The organism is Thermodesulfatator atlanticus DSM 21156 (genome assembly GCF_000421585.1).
GTDB lineage: Bacteria > Desulfobacterota > Thermodesulfobacteria > Thermodesulfobacteriales > Thermodesulfatatoraceae > Thermodesulfatator > Thermodesulfatator atlanticus.
The window spans coordinates 106,033-124,564 of sequence record NZ_ATXH01000002.1 but is presented as its reverse complement, the minus strand read 5'-3'; the positions used below and the strand labels follow the sequence as shown (position 1 = coordinate 124,564).

Here is an 18,532-nt window from a genome sequence, read left to right as displayed (position 1 = left end):
GAGATGAGCGTTGCAAAGATCTCAATTTAGTTATTCCCATATGAGGGAAAAATCGAATTCTATCTCACAGCCTTCTAAGTCGAATTTGACTTTGTCGTTTATTGCATCTGCAATTTTGACGAACCTGTAATCTTTTAACTCATAAACTTTGGCAATGGTATCTTCTACGTTTACCACCACGTAGTATTTAACGCCTTCTTTTTCGTAGAGCTTATATTTTATATTCAGATCTTTAAAAGCTGTTGACTTGGATAGAATTTCAAATATCAAAGTGGGTGCCTTGGTAATGTAAGGTTTGTCTCCAACCTCATAACAAAGTACTAAATTGTCAGGTTGGACTACGGTATTTTCGTCTATTTTCCAATCAACTGGTAAATAAGCTTTACATTTTTCACAATCTTTCAATAATTCATTTAACTGCCACGCGATATTGTTACTAACCCGTTGGTGTTTGGGGGGAGGCATTGGAGTCATGGCGTAAGGGATACCATCAATGAGCTCCCATCTTCCTTCCCAATTCTTGTAATCGTCATAGGTATATTTGGGATATTTTAAGTTTAAAAACATAGATTTTGCCTCCCTTTTTCCTATACCTAAAGTCTAGAATACTTCTTATTAAATAACAAGTCAAACGAGTAAACTATTACTAAGCCTATTTTTTATCTGTTCCCATTTTCGTTTCGAAAAAGGGAACGGATACCTTTCGTAATTTTGTGAAGGTGCCGAAAAAACTTCACTTAGAAAAACTTATTACCAACGCCCTTTGGCCGTTTTCAGGGGCAAGGTTTTCCGCCACAGCCAAACCTGGAATCCCGATGATTTGGCCGTCTTTTTCAACCACTGGCCAGATGCGCCTGTCATCATGGGCCATGCCATGTTCCCAGAAGATTTTTTTAAGCTTTTTGCGGCCAGAAAGTCCTGCTAGGCGAATGCGGTCTCCAGGCCGTGGAGAGCGGATCAGCAGCGGAAAGTCTATTTTTTCAGCGTCTAGCACCAGGGTGTTTTTTTCTTTGAGTTCACAATCTTTTTTTTCCAAGTAAAAAACCTTTAACTTAATGTTGTTTGGCAATTCGTATTCCCCAGGGCCAGAGATAGTTATCTCAAAGGGGATTAACTCTTTGGGAATTTTCTTAAACACAATCCTTCCTGGCTCGCGTCGCGCAATAAACCCTCCGGGCAAATTTATATTGCCACGGGTCTTTCCGGTAAGAAGGGACTCTATTTGCTCTATGTGGTTTAGTCTTATGCGGAAAAGAGGGACTCCTACCGCCTTTAGCGCCTCAAGATACATGCGTCGTCTAAGCACGAGGGGCACCGCCTTAAGTCTCCTTACGCTTAAATGGAAGGTCTCTCCTTCAAGCCGGCCGTACTTAGCAAGCCGCTCTAAGGCAAGGCAGCCCAAAAATTCTTCTTCTTCTGCTACCAAAAGCGCCGTGCGCTTAAGGCATTCTTTTACGTTTTTGTGAAAGTGTTTTTCGAGAAAAGGTATGAGAAGGTGCCTTACCCGGTTTCTTACAAACCGCGGGTCAAAATTGCTGGGGTCCTCTACAAAGGGAATATTTTCTTTTTCAAGAAAGGCGTCTATTTCTTCGCGGGAGGCCAAAAGTAGCGGCCTAATAAAAACGCCACCTCTTTTTACCGGGATGCCCGCAAGCCCTCGCCGCCCAGCTCCTCGAATAAAACGCATGAGCACTTCTTCAGCAAGGTCATCTGCCTGGTGCGCCAGGGCCACTTTGGAATAGCCGTGTTCTTTGGCTATTCTTTCAAAAAAACGATAGCGAAGCTCACGCCCTGCGGCTTCAAGAGAAAGCTTTTCCCTTTTGGCATAGTCTCGCACCGGAGCAGCTGCAATGAATACCGGAAGCCCAAGGCCCTCTGCGTATTTTTTGACAAAAAGCGCTTCTTTCGTAGAGTCTTTGCGTAGGTGATGGTCATAATGTGCCACCGCAAGCTCTAGGTCGAGTTCTTCCCGCAGGTGGTAAAGGATATAAAGAAGTGCCATGGAATCAGGACCACCAGAAACAGCAACAAGTATTCTTTCCCCTGCGGTAATGAGCCCGAAACGCGCTATGTCTTTGCGGACTTTGTTAATGAGATTGCTTGACATTTTTAAGCAACTCAAGGGCTCTTTCTTTGTGCTTGTTAAAGGCTTCTTTAGCCAAAGAGCCAAGAGGCTTTGAAATTTCTTTAAGGGGAGGCAGGGCTGAGATATCAGGTAAAAATTTTTCAGGAGGGGGGATTTTTTTAAATTCCAGCTTATCTTCTAGTTTACTGACGGATTCTTCAAGGGAGGTTAAGCCAAGGTCGGCAAACTCAGAAGGGCCTTCTAAATCTTTTAGAAAATGCATTATTTCAGTGAGGTTGAATTTTTCTTTGAATATTTCGATTTCGTGGTTGATGACTTCGGCTTCTACTTTGAGTTCGTCGAGTTCTTTGCGGTATTCATTTACCAGATCGTAAAGCCTTGCATAACTTTCTAAGAAAAGATTTTTAAATCTTCCCTTGGAAGTGAAACCTTTTAACTTAAAGCCTTTAAAAGTTTCTAAAGCGTCTTTTTGTTCGCTGCGAAAATAAGCTTCCTTAAGCCCGGTTATTTCCAGAAATTTTTTAATTAGCTCTTCGTCATAGTTTAAGAGGGTGTAAATACGGGCAAAGGATTCGGCAAGCTTTGGTAAAAATTTCTTTTTTAATTCTTCTATTTTGCGAAAATAATTCTTACTATCTTCTTCGATTGCGCGGCGTGCGCCAAAATAACGCTCTGCAAGATCTCGTTTGACTTGATAGGCTAAGGCCTTTGCTACGTCTTCTTCCATGCTAATATGGTGAGGCTTTTTGGGAAATAAGTCAATGGTTCAAAAGATTCCATCGCCAATAATAGTTCTTTTTGCCTTTTTGCTTGATTCTTTTCTTGCTGACCCGCCGGTGCGGTGGCACCCTGTGCGCCTCATTGGAGACATCGCAGAGTTTTTCCGAAAGCGTTTTTATTCTTTGGGCACTTTGGGTGGGGCTTTTACGCTTTTTTTAACCACGGCCTTTTTTGTGGGGCCGGTTTATGCCTTTACCCTTTTTTTTCCGCCTTTAGAGATAATTTTTCTTTATTTTTTTATTGCGCCGACTTCTTTGCGCCGGGAAGTGCTCAAAGTAGCCCATGCCCTTTCTCAAAACGACTTAGTCCTTGGGCGCAAGAGGCTTTCTTTTCTGGTGGGGCGCGAAACAAAAAATTTGTCCTTAAGCCAGTGTGTTCGCGCCTCAGTGGAAACTCTTGCTGAAAACTTTACCGACGCGGTAGTTGGGCCACTTTTCTGGTATTTTATTTTAGGGATTCCGGGGGTGGCCTTTTATAAGGTTTGTGAAACCCTTGATTCCATGTATGGCTATAAGACCGAAAAATGGCAAAGGTTTGGTTTTTTCCCGGCAAAAAGCGACGATGTTTTAAATTTTATCCCCGCAAGGATCGCGGCGCTTTTCATAATCCTGGCATCTGCTTTTGCTGGGGGAAGTCCTGCACGCGCCATGAAAACCATGCTAAGAGATGCCGGCAAGCATGATTCCCCTAACTCCGGCTACACCGAGGCTGCTATGGCAGGGGCCCTGGGCATTGAGCTAGGTGGCCCCCTTGTTTATCAGGGAAGGTATTTTGCCAAAAGTACTTTTGGCAAACCTTTGCGTGAACGCAGAGTCTCGGATATTTTCTTGGCAGCAAAAATAGTTAACATGGCAACTATCTTGTGGATAACAACTCTGATAATAGCGGAGGCTTTCATATGGAAGTCAGGTTACCAAAGCTTGATAGGGCTGATTACGAAAGGGCTAGTAAACGTTTAGATAATCTTACTAAACCGCGCGGAAGTCTTGGCTATCTCGAAGAAATAGCCAGACGCTATGTTTACATCACAGGGGAGCTTTTCCCAGAGCTTCCTTTATCAAAAGCGGTTTATGTTTTTGCTGGGGACCATGGCGTAGTGGAAGAAGGCGTTAGTGCCTATCCACAGGAGGTAACCCTTCAGATGATACTTAATTTTCTGGCAGGTGGTGCAGGCATAAACGCCATTGCCCGTCAGGCAGGGGCGGATGTTTATGTAGTAGATGTAGGGGCCGCAGGCGATGTTGATGATCCACGCCTTATCAAGCGCAAGGTGGTTCATGGTACCAAAAATTTCCTGAAAGAGCCTGCCATGAGCCGCGAGCAGGCGCAAAAGGCCCTGCAAGTGGGATATGAGCTTGCCAAAGAAGCCGCGGAAAAAGGGGTAAAACTCCTCATCCCGGGAGACATGGGCATTGGAAACACCACCCCTTCGGCAGCGGTGATGTGTGCCCTTTTGGGAGAAGACCCTGACGACATCGTTGGCAGAGGGACAGGCATTGATGATCTTGCTCTTGCCCGCAAACGCCAGGTGGTCAAAGAGGCGCTTTCCAAATATAGCTTTGCTGATCCCATCGATGTGCTTGCCAAGGTTGGTGGCGCGGAAATAGGTGCTATCGCGGGATTTTTCCTGGGTGGCGCCGAAAGCCGCGTGCCAGTTATCATTGACGGGTTCATTTCCCTTGCTGGCTACACCATTGCTCAGGCCCTTTGTCCTGAGCTCAAAGAATTTGTCTTTCTTGGTCACTGTTCCAAGGAAAAGGGTGCAGCCCGCGTGGTAGAAAAATTAAACCTGCGTCCCATTGTTGACCTTGATTTGCGGTTGGGTGAAGGCACCGGGGCCTGCCTTGCCAGCATGATTGTAGATGCGGCGCTTAGGGTTTTGACAGAGATGGCTACCTTTGAAGACGCAGGGGTGTCCAAAGGCAAAGAACACCTGAGCTGATGCTTAAGGAAGAATGGGAGGCTTTTGCCTCCTGTGTGGCTTTTTTTACCAGGTTTCCTATAAGTCCCCGAATTTTTCGCTTGGATAAGGGGATTTTTTATCTGCCTTTCGTGGCATTTTTGCTTGGGGGCTTAAGCTTTTTTTTGGCTAAAACCCTTGCCCCCTATATACCGCCTAAGTTTCTTGCCTTTTTCTTGCTTGTTACAGGCTACTTTGTTGCTGATTTTTTTCATTTCGACGGGCTTCTTGATTGGGCCGATGCCCTTGCTTCTTACGGGGACAGGCAAAAAAAACTTGCTATTATGAAAACCCCTGAAGTTGGCGCCCTTGGGGTGCTCTTTGCCTTTTTCTTTTTGCTTGGAGAATATTTGTTAACCCTTGGGCTGTTAGAAAAAGGGCTTTTTCTTGCTTTTTTATTTAAACCCCTGGCAGGGCGGCTTGCTTCAGCTTTGATAGCCCTTATGCTTCCACCTGCGAAAAAAGAAGGCCTTGGCTTTTTATTTGTTTCTGGTTCGCGCAAAAGGCTCTGGGCCTCCCAGGTATTTTGGCTTCTTCTTTTTTATTTTGCCCCTTTGCCTACTGCTTTTACATTACTCTTGGTGTTTGCTTTAAGCCGTTCTTTTAAGAAAGATTTCGGTGGCCTTACGGGAGATCTCCTTGGCGCTACCATCATGCTCTGTCAGTGGCTTTTTTTGGCAGGCTTTCTTTTTGCTAATTTTTAGCTCTCCCATATTTCCGACGAAATTCTTATAAAGACCTTTGCAAAATTGCCGACGTCAGTATTGTAAGCACAACCGCAGGGATCTGTTCCCATTTTTCGGCACGAAAAATAAAAAAGGATCCAAGGGGTTTTTGCAAAGGTCTCTTATATAACATCGTAGTTTTGTGATATAAAAAATCAAAAGCCCCCCTCATAAGGCATCAAGAAGGACGGTCCTTTTGAGGGATCTAACAAAGGAGAGAACTATGCAAATCTTTTTACTCTTTGTCTTCAGTTTTTTCCTTTTGATCAAACCTTCTTTAGCTGAAAATTTGCCCTTAAGAGATTTTTTGATTAACCAGGGCTTTTGTGATCAGGAAAATGAGCCTACAGCTGACTATATTTCTTTAAATGGCCGAGACGTTTACGGAACCTATTGGAAAATTAAGGCGTGCCAAGAAATAACTATCGACTCTTTAAAAGACGCCTTGGCCCAAAAGGGATTTAACATTGACAAAATTTCCCAAAAGACTCTTTGGGCTTCAGGAACGTATCAAAACGGAAAAATTTTTCTTCGTTATGATGCTTCTGACCAAGAACTTCGCCTATTACAGCAAATCATTGTTAAGGCCGGTCAAAAAATAAAAATAAAGCTTCCCCCTGATGAAAAAGTTTTTTTCTATCTTGAGCATCCGCAAAATAAGTTTCTTTCCATGTATGTGTCTTTTGATGATCCTCGGGTCGAAGCCAAACTCGAGGCTTATTCAGAAATAAAAAAAGGAAAACTCACAAAAAATGTTAGGTATTTTAAAGAGCTCAAGGGGAGAGAAGAAATGCGCCTTTTCGATTTATCCCTTGTGCCCGGTTTACAGCGCTTCACCTTAGAAAGCACCAAAGCTTGTGTTGCAAATATTTTTATAAAAGAAGAGGGACAATTGATTCCTATCCCTGAGAGAGATTCCATTGGAGGGATACTTTTAAAAAACGTCCCTTATGGCAGGGCAAGGGTTGAACCAGAAGCAGGGGCAGAGTATCAACATCAAAGTCTTCCAGAAACATCTTTAAGCGGTGATCTTACTCCCCAAGGGGATGTGATTTTCTGGCTCCCGCCAGGATATTGGCAAATAATAGTTGATCCCATCTCCGAGCAGGATATTCCCCTTCTTAAAGATTTAAAAGCCCATCTCATTCCGGTTTTCCCGGGCTATCTTACTGAAGTAAACTGGCCAGCTTCAGTTAGCCGTGTTTTTCAAGAAAATAATGACACAAGATTAGAAATCCTTAAGCTAGGTCTTAAAGAAAACCAAGGTTTTGTTGATTTTTCCTTTTTGAACCTGGCAGATGCCAAGATAGTACCAACGCCTGAGAATCTAGAAGTTTTTGAAGCAGGCCTTCCTGGAAAGATCACAAGCCTTGAAAGGATTAAGACCCCACCAGAGATAGTAATCCTTTTGGATTCTTCTGGCTCCATGAAGAACTCTATGCAAAACGCCCTTTTAGCCACTGCGCATTTTCTCAAAGGCTTACCTCCCAAAAGTCTTGTAACTTTAGTTGATTTTGATACCAAGCCTAAAATAGTGGCCCAGGGGACACCACAAGAGGTCCTCAGTTCGTTGAAGAAAATAAAAGCCAACGGAGCAACTGCTCTTTACGACGCCTTGAAAACAGGCATAACCCTACTAAAACACGCTAACCGACCAACTTTGGTACTTTTTACCGACGGTAAAGACGCCAACTGGAATGACACTGGCCCTGGAAGCAAAACAACGGCTGACGAAACTTTCTCGTTGCTAAAGGGTAAGCAGATTCCTGTTTTCACTATTGGTTTTGGCCAAAATCCTGATACCTCTACTTTAACTCGCCTAGCAGCTTTAACAGGCGGAGCATACTATCCTGCTTCTGATGTAACGGCATTAGAAAAAGTTTTTGCAAGTATCCAGCAAAACTTAGGGAACCAATGGCGGGCTTATTACCAACGTCCCTCCCAAATACCTTTTAGTAACGAACCTGTGCTTTCTATTGTAGTTGACAATAGCGGTTCTATGGAAAACAGACTCGAAAAAGTGCGCAATATTCTTGCCGATTTTGTTGCTAAGCTCCCTCCGCAATTTTTGATCCAGTTAGTCATTTTTAGTGATGATGTAACTGTTAAACAGGTGTTTACCCGCGATAAGCTAAGTATCTATCGTGCTTTAGCCGAAATGGAGCCCCTTTCAGGTACAGAAATTCTAGGCTCACTTAAGGCTTCTTATAGACTTTTGCACGCAGTTCCCTCTTCTGAGAGATACTTACTATATCTTACCGATGAAGCCTTAGAGGTAGAAACAGACCAGAAAGAAAAACTTAAGCTTGTTTTAGAACAATTAAAAGATGACGGCGTAAAAAGCCTTTTTGTGGGCATGGTTTCTAAGGAAAAGGAAGCCCCGTTTAAGGAAGCGGCTTCATTAGCAGCTGGGGCTTATGTTGTTTCTCCAGATCCTTTGCAATTGAAAGTTGCTTTGGATGACCTCTTGAAAGAGATTGGCAGGGCTCCTTTGGTCAAGGAACATCCCGTGCGCATAATTTATAAACATACAGACCAATACGGCCGCACGAATCTTTATTCTGCAGCAACTATTTCCAATCTTCCCTTGCCCTTAGGTCATAGCCAAAAAGAAAGCTTAGAGATTGTTTCTTGGAAAAAGGCTGAACGCATAAAACCTTATGGCGGAGAGCTTGCAGCTTTTGTCACCGGAGACGACGTTATCGGAAGGCAGGCTCAGGTAATAAAAAGGCTTCCTTTGAACATTCAAGCTTCCAATAAGGCTTTAAATATTACCTTAAAAGAAGCTATTTTTCTTTCGAAGTTAAGAGGGGTTGAGCCCTCTTCAGGTAGATTTTTGGCCATAACTTTAAAGCTCAAAAACATCTTGGAGCCCCAGGAGGTAGTAGTTTATCCCGACGGATCAGCACATCCTGCTTCCTGGCTTGGAAAAGGGACCAAAAATGTACGCATTGAAAAGAAAATTCCTGATTACCTTATCCCTGATGCCAGGCTACATTTTTTCCTGTCTTGGAATAACAAAACTTTTTTTCCTGTTTCTGATGCCACTTATCTAGCCGAGAAACCTTTGATTCTTCCCGCTGAAAATGAGATACTCCTTCGTCCAGGGCACCCTGTGGAAGGAACTCTTATCTTTGTCGTGCCAGATGAATTTATGACGCAAAGTGCATTACATCTTTATGATACGGCCTATGGCCATATCGATTTGCCCTTAAGCGGGGTGCTTAAAATAAAAAGAGAAGATACGAAAAACCTTCCCACCAAAGTAGAAAAGAAACTTTCAGATACTTTCATCCTTGAGCTCAATGGATTTCAGGACCAAAAAAATATTTACGAGCTAGAGGCTGAGTCGGGAAATACATTTCGCATAGTTGATCTTAACCTTAAGTCTAAAGTTCAGGCTCATTTAGCAATTGAGCCTTCAAAGCGTTTCTTTTTAGCTGTTGATACAGAAAATGGCCCTTTTCTCTTTAGCTTACATCCGGTCACCCAGAGGGTTCCCTTAGGTCTTTTCCGTTCAAGGCTGATAACACCTGGCTCTTTTAACGATTTTCGTTTGGTTTTTGAACTGCCAGAAACCCTGTCCAAATATCCTTCTCGATTACTGGTGGATCTAAAAGACGGAGCTCCTGCTCTTTATCTAAAGTCGCCAGCAGAACGTAAAGAAGTTAAGCCTTTGGCTATAGGGCATGGAGAAAGGGTCACTTTACATCTCAACGGAATTTATCAAGGGTCTGAAGGTAAAGAAATAGTCTGTGACGTGACTTTACTAGATCAAAAAGACGATACTGCTCTTTTAATTGGAGATTTTTTGGCTTTAAAAGCCACTGCTGAAGCGCGGAAGAGATTTGAAAAGTTAAATCTTGAACTTAAAAGAGGCCTTGAGAAAGCCAAAGGGCTTTCAAATTTTGGAGATAATACCATTAAGATTTCAGAAGGCGATATCTTCCCGGTAAACAAGGATTATCTTGTAACGTTGGTGCCAGAAATCTTTGTGATAAACGGAGAAGCACGCCGAGGTTTTGTTTTCTTCTCTTTACCAGACGGCACTTCAGCTGCTGATTTTGTTTTAATATCTAATATTTTCAAAGACTTTTCTTATCAACTTCCAGCAAAACTTGAGCCCTTTCCGTATGAGTCGTGGCTTTCAAGAGGGACCCCATATGAACTGTCAACTGATTTTGAAGAAAGCTTACAAAATGCCCTTGCCAAACTCACCCTGATTAGAAAAGCAAAGGGCTTTGTTAAGCCTGGCAGTTTTAAGCCAGCTTACGTAACTATTGACGGAAAAAGCCCTAAAGGAATTCCCACCCCTCCGCCTTCACTGCTGATAGCGGGTGGCACTTCATGGGAAAACATAAATGATCTTTCCTCGCTGAAGGAGGCTTTAGGGGTCCTTGAAGTTAAAGCCTCAAATGCTAGGGCATGGGAGGTTTCTTACAGCCCTGAGGCCGTGTTTACCCAGGGCTGGCTTACGGAAAACGAAATGGCTTATATGGCAGAAAAAGTTTTGAGTCGTAGGGGTTTTGAAGTCCAGAGGTTAGCCTTAACGCTCACAGATAAAGGGAAAAATGCACTAAAAAAATATTTCTCCTCATCGCAGATTTCTCTTTATGAACTTCCCGCTCTCAAATATGAAGACCAGGAAGGCGCTATGCACACGATCGTCTTCCCTTTGTTTAAAGAACTTGATGGCTTTCAAACCTTTTTTGATTCAGTTGAAGAAGTGGGAGACAAAAGCTTGGCATTCACCTTGGAAGTTGATGTTATGGCCCGTCCCATATCTTCAGGACAAATGGAATCCCTTACCCAAGTAACCGATGCCCTTGCCGGTTCCCACGAAGAAACTCTGGAACGAATAACCCTTGTTTCCCAAAAGATAAGCCTTGCTTCTGCGAGTTTAGGGCCTCTTGCCTTAGGATTTTTGGAAATCATGGAACCAGGGAAGGGGAGGGTGATTAAGGCTATTTTAGACACTTCTCAAGGGCGTTTTGTGGGAGACGAAGCCCTTGAATTGACAAAATTTGAACCTGTCCAATTGGTGCTTCGTTTTTATACCCCTGATGAAACATATCAAACCGTAAGAGACTTGAGAGAAAAGGAATGGCCCACGGAGTTCTTTTTTGTTTTGGGAGTAAACGTGCCTGATTTACCAACTAGTAATCTCGAAAAAGCCGGGGCCTATTGGCAAAAAGCTTACAAAGAAGCAAAAAAACCAGATGTTCTTTCTAGCCTTAAGTGGCACGGACAAGGGGTAATAGCAAGGTTTGTAGGAGCACAGACTGTATATGAAAAAGAGCTTTCAGATCGTTTGGGGGTTGAAATTTTGCGTTTTAAAAATCCCCGGATATTAGTTGTTGGCTACCGAATCGATCAAAAAACAGGGAAATTAACCACCACCCTTGATATTGTGCAGCCATATCCTGAAATTCGCGGTGAAGATAGCCTCCAAAAAAGATTTAATCTGCTTGCCGGGTTTTATTACTCCAACTTGGAAGCAGAAGCTTTGCCTCAAGGGCTAAACGCCTTTAAAATTCTCGCACTTCTTCCTAAAGAGACCCCTCTTTTGCTTTTCTCCCCTGATGACCATCAAGAACTTGCAGAAATTTTGAGAAAAGCTGGTTATCCGCGTTTTGTTTGGGAACATATTAAAGAAACGGACAATTTTGTCTTTTTTCCAGAAAAGCCGTTGATCTTTGACGGGAATAAAATGCGCGTGGCCTGGTTTGAGATAGACCCGGAGTCTTTTAGGGTCTGGTCCTTTTTAGACACCGGGGAAAGAGGGGTCGTAGATACCCAGATTGGTGAGGCCCTTGCCCTTAGCATGGATTACATGATGGGCTTCTGGATGGGAGTTCAAAATTCTGTTTGGGCCACGGCGTCTTTTTCTCTTGTCCTTGATGACTGGCATCAAATCAAGACCTGTGCCCATGGTTTTGCAAGAAGACTTGGTAGTTATCTTGAGGCTGTTACCGACCCGAAGGGTGCGGCCAAGCCCAATATTTCAAAAATTGGTGCGGGTATCTCCGGAAATATCCCGGGAATGATAGGACTTTCTAATTTTGACTACGGTTGTATGGGGGCCTCAGAGGTTCAGAAACTTGTCAAAGAACACGCTGAGAATAAAGCCTGGAGAGCTAAAGATCTAAAACAAATTGTCGAAAGTAGCAAAAGCCTTTTTGACTTGGGTAACAAGAGCTGGGGTAAGGCCAAAGATAAGTATTTAGGCTTTGCTAACGGATACAAAGACGGTGTGGATTGGTATTTCAGGTAGCTTCTTGCGGTTCGTATCCTTTGTGATACAAAAGATACAAAAAAACTAGCAGGAGAAAATATGGCCAGACGCTCTATTCTTTTAGTTCCAGTGGGTCGCGTTTCTGGTCCGTGGATAGAAAAATTAATGAATCAGTTAGCAGAGTCGTTTCTTGCCAGGATTGAGCTAACTAATCCGGTGCCTTATCCGCCTTCTGCCTTTTGCCTGAGGCGCAAGCGCTTTTTTGCACACTTTTTGATTGATTTTTTAAGACAGCACGCAGGAGATGTTGATTTTGTGGTAGGACTTACCGATGCAGAGCTCTACAACATTCACTATAACTCCGTTATTTCAGAGACCCATTTTCAGGCCCGCTCTGCGGTGATTTCTGTTGGTAAATTGCGGGAGTTTCTCTTTGGTGAAAGGCCAGAGGAGCTCTTTTATAAGCGCTTGTACAAAGAAATATTGCGCTCCTTAGGGCATATGTTAGGCCTTGGCCCTTGTCTTAACCCTCACTGCGTTATGTATCCCTCGCTTTCCTTGATGGAAACAGACCTTAAAAGTTCACGTTTTTGTCCCGAGTGTGCGTTAAAACTTAGGCTACGTTTTGGAGAAATTCCTCTTCTCAGGGAAGCGGCTTGATAGGGGTCTTTGATTCCGGTATTGGTGGCCTCACTATTGTCAAGGAGCTTGTGCGCAAGCTACCTGATTACTCGTTTGTTTATTTTGGAGACACAGCACGCACCCCTTACGGCACTAAAAGCCCTGAAACCATAATTGCCTATGCTATCCAGGATGCCGAGTTTTTGCTGGAACATGGAGCCAAAATTATCGTGGTAGCCTGCCATTCTGCTTCAAGTGTGGCCACCGAAGCCCTGCGTAAGCGTTTCCCCCACGTGCCCATTTTTGAGGTGGTAACTCCTTCGGTTAACAAAGCCCTTTCAGTAACCAAACGCAAAATAATCGGTGTGATCGGCACACGGGCTACTATCTCAAGCGGGGTTTATCAGCGACGAGTAGCTGCTATCGATCCCACGGTTAAGGTTTACGGCAATGCCTGTCCGCTTTTGGTGCCCCTGGTGGAAGAGGGCTGGCTTAAAAAGCCTGAGACAAGAAGCATCGTAAAAAAATGTCTCATACCCCTTAAAATGCGCGGGATAGATACCCTGGTACTTGGGTGCACCCACTATCCTGTGCTAAAGCCTATCATCCAGGCCAAGGCCGGGCGCAGGGTAACCCTTGTTGATCCCGCAGAAGAAGTAGCAGAAGAAGTGGCAGGTTTTCTTAAAAAGCACCAGGAGCTTGACCAGACTCTTAAAAGAGAAGGGGAGCTAAAAATTTATGTTTCTGACTTAACCGAAGCCTTTGAAAGGGTGGCCCGCCTTTTTATGGGCCGCAAAGTGCCGTTGCTTAAGGCTGACTGCGAGATCGAACATATCATCAAGGCCTAATTTTTTAATTCTGAAAAAATTTTGGCCTGTCTTTTAAAGTATTTTTCTGTTATAACAATTCTAAAAAACGGCACAAAGGAGGAAAAGATGCCGGGGACTTATGCCAACTCAATTTTGCGTGTGAATTTAAGTACAGGTGAAATCAAAAAAGAAGAAATCCCTGAAGACCTTTTGCGCAAATTTATTGGTGGAAGAGGGCTTGCTAGTTACTACCTATCTCAGTTGATGGATCCCAAAGCTGAGCCTCTTTCTCCGGAAAATCCGCTGATTTTTGCTACTGGTCCGCTTACCGGAACTCCTGCGCCCACGGGTGGTCGTTACATGGTTGTTTGTAAATCACCCCTTACCGGGCTTATTGCATCCTCTAATTCTGGTGGGCACTTTGGTGCAGAATTAAAAAGAGCGGGTTATGACATGATCATCTTTGAAGGGGTGTCAGAAAAGCCTGTTTACCTCAGCATAAAAGACGACGAAGTCGAATTAAAAGACGCTGAGCATCTCTGGGGGCTTGATACCGAAGAGGTAACTGATCGCCTTCGTGAGGAATTTGGTGATGACAAGGCAAGGGTAGCCTGTATTGGGCCTGCTGGGGAAAACCTGGTGCGCTTTGCCTGTGTTATCAACGATAAACATCGGGCTGCCGGACGCTCTGGCGTAGGAGCGGTGATGGGATACAAAAAACTCAAGGCCATTATCTGCCGAGGGACCAAACGTGTCGAAGCACCTGAAGCAGAAGTTTTTAAAAACTTTATCCAAGAGAAGCTTGGCAAAATAAAAGAAAATCCAGTTACTAGTGAAGCCCTTCCCAAGCTTGGAACCAAAGTGCTTGATAACATTATTAACGAAAGCGGCCTTTATCCCACCCGCAACTTCCAGACGGGCGTTTTTGAAGAAACCGCAGAAGTCTGTGGCGAAGCTTTGGTAGAGAAGGGCTATCTAAAAAAGAATAAGGGATGTTATGCCTGCCCGATACGCTGTGGCCGGGTAACAGAGCTTCCCAGCAAGACCAAAGGAGAAGGCCCTGAGTATGAATCCGGCTGGGCATACGGAGCCTGCTGCGGTGTAAAAGACCTCATCGCTATCACCCAGGCCAATTACCTTTGCAATCAACTGGGCCTTGATCCTATTTCCTGTGGTGTAACCATTGCCTGTGCCATGGAACTTTTTGAAAGAGGCAAAATTTCCAAAGAAGACATAGCTTCTGGGCCAAAGCCCACTTTTGGGAGCTCTGAAGCCATAGTTTTTTACACCCGCGCTATTGCTTATCGCGAAGGCCTTGGTGATAAACTTGCCGAGGGTTCAAAGCGTCTGGCTGAGGCCTATGGCGCACCAGAGCTTTCCATGAGTGTTAAAGGCCAGGAGCTTCCTGCTTACGACCCGCGAGGGGTGCAGGGCCAAGGTCTTGCCTACGCCACTTCTAACCGCGGCGGATGTCACGTGCGGGCCTACCTCATTGCCCCAGAGATCCTTGGAGCCCCTGAAAAACTTGATCCGCAGGCAACAGAAGGCAAAGCCCAGTGGGTGAAAATCTTTCAAGACCTTACCGCTGTTATTGACTCTATGGGGCTTTGTCTCTTTACCTCTTTTGCCCTGGGAGCTGAGGATTATCGTGACCTTCTCGCAGCAGCTACTGGTTTTGATTACACCCTTGACGAGATGATGCAGTGTGGTGAGCGCATCTGGAATCTTGAAAGGGTTTTCAATTTGAAAGCAGGCCTTGATCCCAAGGAAGACACGCTGCCCAAACGCCTCCTTGAAGAACCCATGCCTGAAGGCCCGAACAAGGGGCATGTAAATCGCTTATCCGAAATGCTCCCCGAGTATTATCAGGTGCGTGGTTGGGAAAATGGCGTTCCTACCGAGGCCAAGCTTAAAGAGCTAGGGCTTGCTTAATCAAAAGAGCGGGCAAGTGCCCGCTCTTTTTAGCTTGTTAGAGTCAGTTCCGTACTTTCCACTGAAAGATGGCTCACCACCCAGTGAGGCATACGCATGCGGTCAAAAATAAGGGTCACTTTTTTGCTCTCAAGGTGTTTTCTGCTGAGAAGCTCTTCTTTGATTTTATCGCGAAGCTCAAGTAGCGAGGAAGCCGTAAGGTAAAGGTTTTCTCCTTTTGCTATCCAACTGGTCTCGTAATAAATGACTACTTCCATTACCCACCTCCCTGTTCCAGCAGGTTTTCATAAATTTTTACGGTTTCTTTCAAAAACTCCTCACGAAGCTTTCCGTGAGGAGAGACAGTTTCCAAAATTCGCTTGGGAATTCGCAGTTTGGACGGGGCAAAGCCTCGTTTTTTCTTAAAAAGATATTTTCTTTTAAGAATGGCAACACCAAGGCCCTTTAAATCTTCGATTGTGTATGAAAAACCTGAACAGGAAAAAACCTGGGCCAGGGTTTCAAGATTATAAACACTTCTTCCAAAAAAGCAGCAAACCGCAGAAGAAAGTACCTGGCGATAGGCTTCTTCGTTGAAGAGTTTTTGGGCTAGTTTTTCAGGGTTTATTTCTTCTGGTTTGGTTTTTTGATCGTAGCTATAGCCTGCAGAGTCGAGGTGGCTGTGCCTTGAACCTGTAAGGTGGGTCACGTGGATGCCATAGCCGGTATGGTATCCTGACATTTCGTTACCACCAAAGGCCAGGGCAAATTCTTCGCCACCGTATTTTTGAGAGGCAAAATCTACCCCCCGCGCCAGGGCAGCGTAAAATTCGTTTGCCTGGGCTGCGATTAAATTCAACATTTTGATGTAAGTTTCTACATCTCCAAAACGGGGTTTAAGCCCCATGGTTTCTTTTTCAGTAACAAGTTCTTTTTCAAAGGCTTCCGTGGCCCAGGCGAGAACCACACCTACACTCATAACGTCAAAACCCAGGTTATCTACCGTATCAAGTATGCGAAGCACGCCCTCAGGAGAGCCTACGCCTATCATGGAGCCGGTAGCATAGATTGGTTCGTAGTCGTAAGAAATAAAAGAAGTTTTGTAAAAATAAGGTTCGTCTTCATAAGGAGTGCGAAGCGCTGCAATGTGGATACAGGCAATAGGACAATGAGCACAGGCAAGTCTTCTCCCTAAGAAGTTTTTGGCATAGTTTTCACCGCAGATTTTTTCCGCAGCTTCAAAACGGGTCTCTCGCAAGTTACGGGTGGGAAGCGCCCCAAGTTTATTCAATGGGATGATATTAACAGCTGTTCCGATTTCGTAATATTTTTTGAGTGAGGGAGTGTCATGCAAGCGTTTTAGCAGGTCGTCATATAATTTTTTGTAAGTGCTGCGGTCTGCCACAGGAAGGGCTTGTTTGCCTTTTATAAGGATGGCCTTTAATTTTTTGTATCCAAAAAGGGCCCCAAGGCCTAACCTTCCAAAGTGGCGATAAGTTTCGGTAACCACGCAAGAGTAAGTAACTCCGGATTCTCCGGCAGGGCCTATGCGCAGGATGCTTCTTAAGCCGCTTCCGCTTTCTTTTTCACGGATAAAGCGACCAGTCTCTGAAACCGGTAGCCCCCAAAGGGCCCGGGCGTCTTTAAATTTTACGCCCTGGTTATCAATTATCAGGTAGATTGGTATATCGCTTTGGCCGCGAATGACCACTGCGCCGTAGCCTGCCATGCGTAGGGCAAGGGCACTTCTTCCTCCGGCATGGCTTTCGCCAAGAAGCTTGTTGTGAGGCGAAAGAAACATGGAAACTGTTTTTGAGGCCAGGGGAAAGAGCCCGTTAGCAGGGCCTACGGCAAATATGATAGGGTTTTTGGGATCTCTGGGGTCGATATTTTCCGGACATTCTTCTTCAAGAAGGGCGCTTGCAAGACCTGTCCCGCCGATGTTTTGAGCGACAAGATCATATCTTTCTTCTACCCAGAATTTTTTGGCAGAAAGATCAATATAAAGAATCCTTTTTAAGGGATCATTGGGCAACATTTAAGCCTCCTCAAGAGCAATAACATGATGGGGGCAATAATCTGCGCAATAGCCACAATGGATACAGATAACCGGTTTTTGAGTCTCTTCATTCCAAAAAATGGCCCCCAAGGGACAGGCCTCTTTACAAAACCCACAACCAATGCATTTTTTGGGCGAAAGAACAACTCCTCCGCCTTTTCGTTTTATAAGGGCCCCGGTAGGACAAACCGAAAGACATGGTGGATCTTCGCAAGCACGGCAGACAATGACTGTCAGCCCACGAGAAAGCCCGCCACGGGAACGAACATGAATCGCTGTTTCTGCAAGACCTCCCTGCCCGGTGCGTCTCTGGCAGGCAAACATACACAACTGGCATCCCACGCATCTGTCAGGGTCTAAAACTTTGAGTCGTCCTCGCGCCATAGTATTCTCCTAGCCTAAATACACATGACCAAAATAATAACTTTGAGTTATTTAGTAAAGATTGGGGTAAATGGCGCGGGCGTACGAGTCGCCTCAGCATGATACTTTGTCGGATAAAATTTGCTCCCAATAGAAAAAGAAAACTTGAAAAATTTGCCTGTCCCCGTTTAAGTTGCCCCCCATGAAAAGATATTGGCGTTTGATTACCGCAGAAAACCGCGAAGAAATTTTTTCCGTACTAGCAAAATATTCTTTGAAACCCTGTGCATGGTGGCAGCTTGAAACCAACATTTTGGTAATAGATGTTTGCGCTGCATCAGAAGATATAGAAAATCTCTTGCACCATCTTGCTGGTAAGGACATTTTGGTGACGCCTATCCCCTGGCCAGGTTTCGTTTGCCATTTAAACGCGAAAAAGCTAGCTGTTTCTTGGCTTGGTGAACCTTCTTTCCAAAACATTGTCATTGAACCTAAAGGTGTTTTTGGATCGGGGCTGCACCCTACAACCTCTCTTGTTATCTCTTTGCTTGAAAAGATAGCTCAAGAGATGCCAAAACCCAGGCTTATCCTTGATTTCGGGACAGGGAGCGGAATTCTTGCCATAATTGCAGCTAGGCTTTGGCCTAAAGCTCAGATCTTAGCAGTGGACATAGATTTTGAAGCTGCCAAGGAATGCCGGGCAAATGTATGGCGAAACAATCTTTCAAAACAGATTCACGTAGTTTGCGGGACTAGTGCGGCTTTATCTGGAAAGTTTGACCTTATCCTGGCAAATGTTTATCTGCGCGTTTTAACGCAGGAAAGCGCTAACCTCAAAAGCCTTCTTAATCGAGAAGGGCTTTTTGTATTTTCGGGTTTTCTTTTAGGAAGTGAGAAGTTTCTTCTTAACAGCTATCCCGGTTATCAGCCCTTGTTTTCAAAGGCAAAAGATGGTTGGGAAGCTCTGGTTCTAAAAAGATGAT

Annotated in this window: 14 protein-coding genes; 8 read left to right on the top strand and 6 right to left on the bottom strand. The window is 44.5% G+C overall.

All coding sequences use genetic code 11. The features are described 5' to 3' along the window. Positions 1 to 30: 30 nt before the first annotated feature. From H528_RS0101480 to H528_RS0101470, 3 genes are all read right to left on the bottom strand, one after another. Positions 31 to 567 carry a Uma2 family endonuclease gene (locus H528_RS0101480; RefSeq protein WP_022852585.1) on the bottom strand — a complete coding sequence of 179 codons (537 nt, stop codon included), beginning with the start codon at positions 565 to 567 and terminating at the stop codon, positions 31 to 33. Positions 568 to 733: 166 nt separating this feature from the next. Then, positions 734 to 2,107 (bottom strand): tRNA lysidine(34) synthetase TilS, encoded by a 1,374-nt coding sequence (tilS, locus tag H528_RS0101475; RefSeq protein ID WP_022852584.1) that lies wholly within the window; start codon positions 2,105 to 2,107, stop codon positions 734 to 736. Further along, positions 2,088 to 2,813: a hypothetical protein gene (locus H528_RS0101470; protein ID WP_022852583.1), complete on the bottom strand. Its 726-nt coding sequence runs from the start codon at positions 2,811 to 2,813 to the stop codon at positions 2,088 to 2,090. Before H528_RS0101470 ends, tilS begins: the two co-directional genes overlap by 20 nt. A gap of 34 nt (positions 2,814 to 2,847) precedes the next feature. Here H528_RS0101470 and cbiB point away from each other — a divergent pair, with 34 nt between their 5' ends. From cbiB to H528_RS0101435, 7 genes are all read left to right on the top strand, one after another. Further along, the gene (cbiB, locus tag H528_RS12155) at positions 2,848 to 3,825 is read left to right on the top strand and encodes an adenosylcobinamide-phosphate synthase CbiB (protein WP_022852582.1); all 978 of its coding nucleotides are present in this window, start codon (positions 2,848 to 2,850) and stop codon (positions 3,823 to 3,825) included. Further along, entirely contained in the window at positions 3,765 to 4,808 is a 1,044-nt protein-coding gene (cobT, locus tag H528_RS0101460; RefSeq protein ID WP_022852581.1) for a nicotinate-nucleotide--dimethylbenzimidazole phosphoribosyltransferase, read from the top strand. The genes cbiB and cobT overlap by 61 nt, the downstream gene beginning before the upstream one ends. After that, entirely contained in the window at positions 4,808 to 5,530 is a 723-nt protein-coding gene (gene cobS, locus H528_RS0101455; RefSeq protein WP_022852580.1) for an adenosylcobinamide-GDP ribazoletransferase, read from the top strand. Before cobT ends, cobS begins: the two co-directional genes overlap by 1 nt. Before the next feature lie 244 nt (positions 5,531 to 5,774). Next, the gene (locus H528_RS0101450) at positions 5,775 to 11,825 is read left to right on the top strand and encodes a vWA domain-containing protein (RefSeq protein ID WP_022852579.1); all 6,051 of its coding nucleotides are present in this window, start codon (positions 5,775 to 5,777) and stop codon (positions 11,823 to 11,825) included. A 60-nt stretch (positions 11,826 to 11,885) separates the two neighbouring features. After that, positions 11,886 to 12,446, top strand: coding sequence for an archaemetzincin (locus tag H528_RS13875; RefSeq protein ID WP_022852578.1), 561 nt, complete (start codon positions 11,886 to 11,888; stop codon positions 12,444 to 12,446). Next, positions 12,443 to 13,255 (top strand): glutamate racemase, encoded by an 813-nt coding sequence (gene murI / locus H528_RS0101440; RefSeq protein ID WP_022852577.1) that lies wholly within the window; start codon positions 12,443 to 12,445, stop codon positions 13,253 to 13,255. The genes H528_RS13875 and murI overlap by 4 nt, the downstream gene beginning before the upstream one ends. 87 nt (positions 13,256 to 13,342) lie before the next feature. Beyond that, on the top strand, positions 13,343 to 15,148 hold the full coding sequence (locus H528_RS0101435) for an aldehyde ferredoxin oxidoreductase family protein (RefSeq protein ID WP_022852576.1): 1,806 nt from the start codon (positions 13,343 to 13,345) through the stop codon (positions 15,146 to 15,148). Positions 15,149 to 15,177: 29 nt separating this feature from the next. On the opposite strand, the gene H528_RS0101430 is transcribed toward H528_RS0101435, so the two are convergent. The 3 genes from H528_RS0101430 to H528_RS0101420 are packed head-to-tail and all read right to left on the bottom strand — an operon-like array spanning position 15,178 to position 17,570. Further along, entirely contained in the window at positions 15,178 to 15,405 is a 228-nt protein-coding gene (locus H528_RS0101430; RefSeq protein WP_022852575.1) for a DUF5395 family protein, read from the bottom strand. Further along, on the bottom strand, positions 15,405 to 17,165 hold the full coding sequence (locus H528_RS0101425) for an aldehyde ferredoxin oxidoreductase family protein (protein WP_022852574.1): 1,761 nt from the start codon (positions 17,163 to 17,165) through the stop codon (positions 15,405 to 15,407). Before H528_RS0101425 ends, H528_RS0101430 begins: the two co-directional genes overlap by 1 nt. After that, positions 17,166 to 17,570 carry a 4Fe-4S binding protein gene (locus H528_RS0101420; protein ID WP_022852573.1) on the bottom strand — a complete coding sequence of 135 codons (405 nt, stop codon included), beginning with the start codon at positions 17,568 to 17,570 and terminating at the stop codon, positions 17,166 to 17,168. 181 nt (positions 17,571 to 17,751) lie between these two features. Here H528_RS0101420 and H528_RS0101415 point away from each other — a divergent pair, with 181 nt between their 5' ends. After that, the gene (locus H528_RS0101415) at positions 17,752 to 18,531 is read left to right on the top strand and encodes a 50S ribosomal protein L11 methyltransferase (RefSeq protein ID WP_022852572.1); all 780 of its coding nucleotides are present in this window, start codon (positions 17,752 to 17,754) and stop codon (positions 18,529 to 18,531) included. The last annotated feature ends 1 nt before the right edge of the window (position 18,532 follow it).